The sequence below is a fragment of the Coleofasciculus sp. E2-BRE-01 genome, from assembly GCF_040221695.1.
Classification (GTDB): Bacteria; Cyanobacteriota; Cyanobacteriia; order Cyanobacteriales; family Coleofasciculaceae; genus Coleofasciculus.
The window spans coordinates 1-5,920 of record NZ_JAVKEA010000014.1 but is presented as its reverse complement, the minus strand read 5'-3'; the positions used below and the strand labels follow the sequence as shown (position 1 = coordinate 5,920).

Sequence of the window (5,920 nt, the reverse complement as noted above, 5' to 3'; positions counted from 1 at the left end):
ATCCATTAATTTTGTTCACTTGTCCTTATCTTTTGTTAACCCTGAATAAAGGATAAGGTGGTGGGTTACGGCGGAGCGAGAATTAAATGATTTGTTTCCTAAATTAAACACCGCCTAACCCACCCTACTGGATTGACACATCTAAAATTGTGGAAAAGATTTCATCATTGAATAGGGCGCACGTCTGTCATTGGTGTCAACTTAAGCCACATTACCCACTATAGGATACTGGGTTTGGGGTATGGGGTGTGGGGTGTGTGGGAAAGCGAGCAATGTTGGGGAGCTATGTATTAAACGGAACCTGATAGAAAAAAACATTGTGGATGAATAGGTGATGTGTATGGAGTTAGGTGTGAGGTTTTTTCGCCTCCAACAGACAATTCCATCCTGACACCCGACACCCGACACCCGACACCCGACACCCGACACCCTTGCTCAACCGAGCTTTCACCTTAAGTTGACACCAATGCACGTCTGTGCGCCCCTACGGTTTCGGGGCTAATGCTTAATTCATCAAATAAGATGCGCCACGCCATTACAGGTTAAGGTGTATCTATATTGACAGGAGTGTACCTTTGACAAAGGTGGAATGCATCAGAATCAGTCTTGGGTTGAACACGATTGTCGCTTCTGGTTAAGCTAATGCAGCCTTGCTGCAACAGGTGGTTCAGATTCAAATTCCACAAGCTAACTGTTCCATCCGGATTCGCTAATGCTAATTGTTCACCATCGGGGGAAAAGCTAACCTTGGCGACTGGATTTTTATGACTCGGTAAGGCTTTGAGTAATGTACCATTTTGATGCCAGAGTCTGACGCGGTTATCGGTACTCGTCGTGGCTAGCATTTGGTTATCCGCACTAAAGCTAAAGCTGGTGACTGGTTTGGTATGTTGTAAGATATTCAACAATGTGCCATTTTTACGCCAGAGTCTTACTGTACCCTCTGTACTGCTAGAGGCAATAAGTTTACTATTAGGACTAAATTGGATATCGATAATCGAATCCTTGGTTGTATGAAAGGTGTTGAGTAACGTACCATCCCGACACCGCCACAGTGCGATCGCGCCCTCTTGATCCACGGTTGCTAGTTTATCACCGTTGGCGGAAAAACTGACATGGGAAACATGGGGACGAGTTAACGTTTGCGATAATTGACCCTCCAGATATTGCCACAGTTGAATCTCCCTATCAGTACTAACAGCAAATTGTTGATCGTTGGGATTAAAACTGATACTGGTTATATTACTTGCATCAACTTTTACAGTTCGCTGTCGTTGACCCTTTTGATCCCAAACTTGAATTGTACCATCAGCGCTAGCACTGGCGAGGGTTTGGCTATCAGAACTAAAGCTGAGATTAATAATGCGATCGCCTGCTTCCTGTAAAATATAAACTCGGTTAGATTTATTGGGATCACTCAGATGATGCCACAGCTTTATCGTACCATCCTGATAGGCGACAGCCAACATCTGACTATCCGGACTAAACTGAAACTGAGTCACTGGGGAAGAATGTCCGGGTAAACTATTCGGCTGACTGAAACTCGAAATCGCTTGATTAAATGCCATAATCACCCGCATTTTGGTATCCGCCGTCACGCCAAGGGACTGTTTAAGTTCTTTGGTGGCGCGGATACTTTCGATGAGTGCATCTCGCGTTTGATTGGTGGCTAAAAGGGATTCGGATAATAAACTCAGGGTATTAATTTTAGTATTCCGTTCTTCAATCGAGGGTTTAACCCAAAATACACCCATCAATAGGGTTATAATCACCGCCGCCGCCCCAGTGAGATATTGAAATCTCAACTGCTGTTCCCGATTTAATTTCGCTTGGATTAATTTTCGTTGCTGTTGTTCTTTGGTCAATTCTTCCAGTAATTCTTTTTCGCGACGCAGTTGCTGAATTTCCGCTTGATTTTGGCTTTCGGTTTGTCGTAACTGTGCCAGGGTTGCTTCTTGAGACGCAGCCAGGAAATGATAGTCGCGATCGCTTAAACTTTTCCCCGTCGCCCAATCTTGAGCATCCTGTAAAGCCTGTCCGCGCAATAATCGGGAGTCATCGTGACAATCTGAGGCAAACCAAGCGGTTAACGCTTCACTGTAGGGACGTAATTCAGCTAGGGCGTTTTCTACCCAATTGGGGGTAAAAATAGACTGATAAATTCTGTTTTTTACTCGTAATTTTCCCCCTTGGCGCACAACTAATCCGCTGAGGCATAATTGGGCTTGTTCTGGACTATCATCAGCAATCAGTTCTCCTTGGTGTAAAATGCGCTGATAGAGTCCTAATAATCGACCCGCAAATTGCTCATTTTTGAGGATGCGATCGCGGATTGTTCGGATATGAGCAGGTTCATCTTGAGATTCCCAGTTTTCCAGGATTTTAGATTGAACAATTTGCCCAATTAAGGGTGACTTAAAATCGTCTGTTGAATCATTGATAGTCGAGTGATTCACCCCGACTAAGCTTGAATCTTGCACCACGACTTTACAGAGTTTCTGGGTGAGAAAAGGTTGTCCACCTGTCCAGTCTAAAATCTCGTGTAATACAGCTTCAGGATCATGAACATTTCCCGCCAATCCCTGAATCAACGGTTGACAATTTTTGAATTGAAACCCTTGCAACTCTATCGCCCGACCAATATTAAAGGGGGTGCGGGTGGGGTCACTAATTAAATCCAATGGCGTAGCGACTCCAACTAGGGTAAAACAAAGCCGCTGATAGTCAACATTTTGGGCGCGTTTATTATAACAGGCGCGAATGAAGGCAAAAAAGTCATCGGCAGCTTCCTGCAAGCTGAGAATACTATCGATTTCATCAATAAAAATAACAATAGGTTGAGATAACTCTTTCAGCAATACCGTGGAAACAAGTTCACTCAATCGCTGTACCGGAGACATCCAGTCTCGCCCTTGCCACCAGTCCATAAATTCTAGGGGATTGAACAGATTAAAGCTATTCAATAACTGATAGGCTACACCGCCATACCACTGATCCAGGGATTGGCTACCAATATCAGATAAATCAATCGCAGCACAGGCAAATCCTTCAGCGGAAAGCTTTTGCATCGTGCGAACCAGTAAACTGGATTTTCCCATTTGCCGAGAATTGAGGACATAACAAAATTCTCCAGCTTTGAGCCCTTCATAGAGTTCAGTATCGGCTTGTCGGATAATATATGTAGGGGCATCTTCGGGAAGACTCCCACCGATTTGGTAAGGAGAATTAGTCATAATTTATTCTACTATTGGTTAGGTATTTACTTTGATTCATCCTCTGATAATTGTTGCTCTGGTTTAAAATAAGTTTTCCCTCGAAGATAATAATAAGCTTATTTAAAACGCAGCCAGTCTAATAGTTCTTGGATTAACCAGATACTTTCATGTTCACCCAAAGCGCCACCCAGTTTATAAGTACCCCGTGTTGATGGAATTATGACTTCATAAATAGATCCCCGATTCACTAAGAAAGGATTGCCCATTTCTGTAATCGATTGCTGCTGGCGACCATATTTGAAGAACCCTATCTGTCGCTCTAGCTTGAAGAGGTTACGATTGCGATCAAACACAACGTGAGTTTTTTTGCCAAAAAAATTACCCAGTAAAGTGACTAATGCTGCCAATAATGCTAAACCCATCAACAGTCCCATTAATTCTTGTTTTTCTATTAGTAAAATAACCTGACTTATAAAAGCAAAAAATAAAGCTAAAGTTAGGTATCCGAAAAGGATAGCTCCCAGCCAGCTATATTGGGTTAGTTTACGAAGTCCCGGTGCAGGAATTGTAATTGCAAGTTGTTCCATCGATTTATTAATATTAATTTTAATCAGACTTCCTGAAGGTTTATAAGTTTTGATTCGAGTCGGATCAGGCGCGGCAGTAGAGAGATTAATATTTCCAGATATTAGCGATTTCATAGCTTGTTTGGCGGTGCTAAAGCGCTTTTCTAACATAAGTTCGGTCATCTGCTCAATCCAAGCGATAAAATTCGATTGCAGGCTGACGCGATCGCGAAAATAAATCCGCCCTTCTTTTTGCGGTAAATCAGCCGGGGCTGTACCCGTTAACAGGTGAATTAAAGTTGCGCCCAAAGCATATAAATCAGAAGCCGCCACCGCCCGTCCCCAAAATTGTTCTAAGGGCGCATAACCGCTTGTCCCCACTACAGTAAACGTCACTCCGGTAACAGCCGCTTGCGCTTGAACCGCACCAAAGTCAACTAGATAAACTTGCTTGTCTTCCCCTAAAATGAGATTACTGGGTTTAATGTCTCGATGTAATACTGGCGGACTCAGTTCATGTAAATAAATCAGAATATCCAGAACTTGAGTCGCAATCGAACGAACCTGTTTCTCGCTAAACCGTTTATTTTTATCTAATAATTCTTGTAGCGAAGTCCCCGGAATATAATCTTGCACCAGTCCAAACCAGGGCAACTGTAACCCCGCTTCCTTATCTAAGGAAAAATAATCCCGATAGCGGGGAATTCGGGGATGATTCAGGGCTTGTAAAACTTGTGCCTCGCGTTCAAAGAGTTTAAGTTCGTCCCACTGCATTTCCGGGCTAAAGGCTAATAGCTTAACCGTCACTTGTTCATTAGACTGTAAATCCGTCGCTAACCAGGTTTGTCGCCCTGCAGCCGTGCGTCCTAATTTTTGTTGCAGTTGGTAACGTTCCTTTAAGCATTGATTGGGATTGAACACGAGATTACCTCTGATAACGGTTGACGGTATCTGGCGTCTGTGTAGGGGCAGGTTTTACTGTCATCATTTCTTACCTTAACCTAGGTATGACTCAACCTGCCCTGAGTGATAATTATCTCATCTCCCTTATTGCCTTTTTTGATAATACGGCTCTATTCTTTTGACTGGGTACAGTTTCAGGTTATCGGGACTTCCGCCGGAACATTCCTACCAGGTTTTGTAATTTGCCGATTAACGTTAATTTTTATAACGTTCAATTGTCGCCATGGCTTGATCTTTACCGCCATAGTAAGATTGGATAGTTTGAGCAATCTGAACCGCTCGTTCATCGTTCCCTGTAGCGACTAATCGGCGTACAATGGCATCCAAGGCTTTGGCTTTTGGTTCGTAGTCTGTGAGCGTTTTAGCCACCTGAATCCCTTGCTCATACTCAGTCGCTGTGGTTAAATAAGGTGCGATCGCGTGGATAGTCTTACTCTTAATCGAGTCATCGGTGATATGACGAGTTACTCTCAAGGCTTGGGTATACTCACCAGCATCAGTTAAGTTGAGTGCGATCGCTTGTATCTTTTCGATGATTGTCAAAGCTTGCTTAGACTTACCAGCAGCCACTAACTCTGTAGCAATAACCTCTAACGTCTTTGCCTGAATCAAGTCATCCGTAATCCTTTCAGCACTATCAAGGGCTTGAGTATACTCACCAGCACTCGCATAATTAGCTGAAATATTCGCTAAATTCCAATTTTTCCCGATAAAAATTCCCTGATTATTCCCTCTATCAACAGTTTCTGTACCCAGAGCGCATTGAAGCATACCATTCTCTACAATTGGTGCTGGGGGGCGATTAGTTTCAGGAGATTTTGCCTGACATAGAATTGTAAATGTTGTCGATTCTCCTGTTTGTTCAATGCTACCCAAAAAGACACCGCCCACATAGCTCTCTAAATTGGATGTTCGGGAAACGCTATAGTTAATCGCACTCAAAAGAGTGGCATGACTTGAATAGGTATAGTCTGTGGTTTCAGTGCTAATGCCTAGTCCCAGTTCAGTAATATTATCGGTAAAATTACCTTCCTCTAAACTGAAGTTCCCCCCATCCCGATTGAGGATAGAAGCCTAAACCGTTACTATGTAAGCGTTTGAGCCAATTATCCTTCTCAATTTGTACCCATGTATATTTAAGATTTTCTTAATAGTCTTGGGAGAAAATCCGTGAGA

At 43.1% G+C, this 5,920-nt stretch carries 4 protein-coding genes; all 4 read right to left on the bottom strand.

Annotation, left to right across the window (positions count from 1 at the left end; genetic code table 11):
* Nucleotides 1-346: 346 nt before the first annotated feature.
* The 4 genes from RIG66_RS02055 to RIG66_RS02040 all read right to left on the bottom strand — a co-directional run bounded on the left by RIG66_RS02055 (nucleotide 347) and on the right by RIG66_RS02040 (nucleotide 5,812).
* Nucleotides 347-472, bottom strand: coding sequence for a hypothetical protein (locus RIG66_RS02055; RefSeq protein ID WP_446374733.1), 126 nt, complete (start codon nucleotides 470-472; stop codon nucleotides 347-349).
* Nucleotides 473-542: 70 nt separating this feature from the next.
* Nucleotides 543-3,233, bottom strand: a complete 2,691-nt coding sequence (locus RIG66_RS02050) for an AAA-like domain-containing protein (protein ID WP_446374731.1) — start codon at nucleotides 3,231-3,233, stop codon at nucleotides 543-545.
* A gap of 98 nt (nucleotides 3,234-3,331) precedes the next feature.
* A complete protein-coding gene (locus RIG66_RS02045) occupies nucleotides 3,332-4,702 on the bottom strand; it encodes a serine/threonine protein kinase (RefSeq protein WP_446374729.1) in 1,371 nt (456 codons plus the stop codon).
* Between the two features lie 237 nt (nucleotides 4,703-4,939).
* Nucleotides 4,940-5,812 (bottom strand): type IV pilin-like G/H family protein, encoded by an 873-nt coding sequence (locus RIG66_RS02040; RefSeq protein ID WP_446374735.1) that lies wholly within the window; start codon nucleotides 5,810-5,812, stop codon nucleotides 4,940-4,942.
* Between the last annotated feature and the right edge of the window lie 108 nt (nucleotides 5,813-5,920).

What these genes read in the sequence shown, in the direction of transcription:
- RIG66_RS02050 (WP_446374731.1), bottom strand. Translation starts at nt 3,233, where the DNA reads ATGACTAATTCTCCTTACCAAATCGGTGGGAGTCTTCCCGAAGATGCC.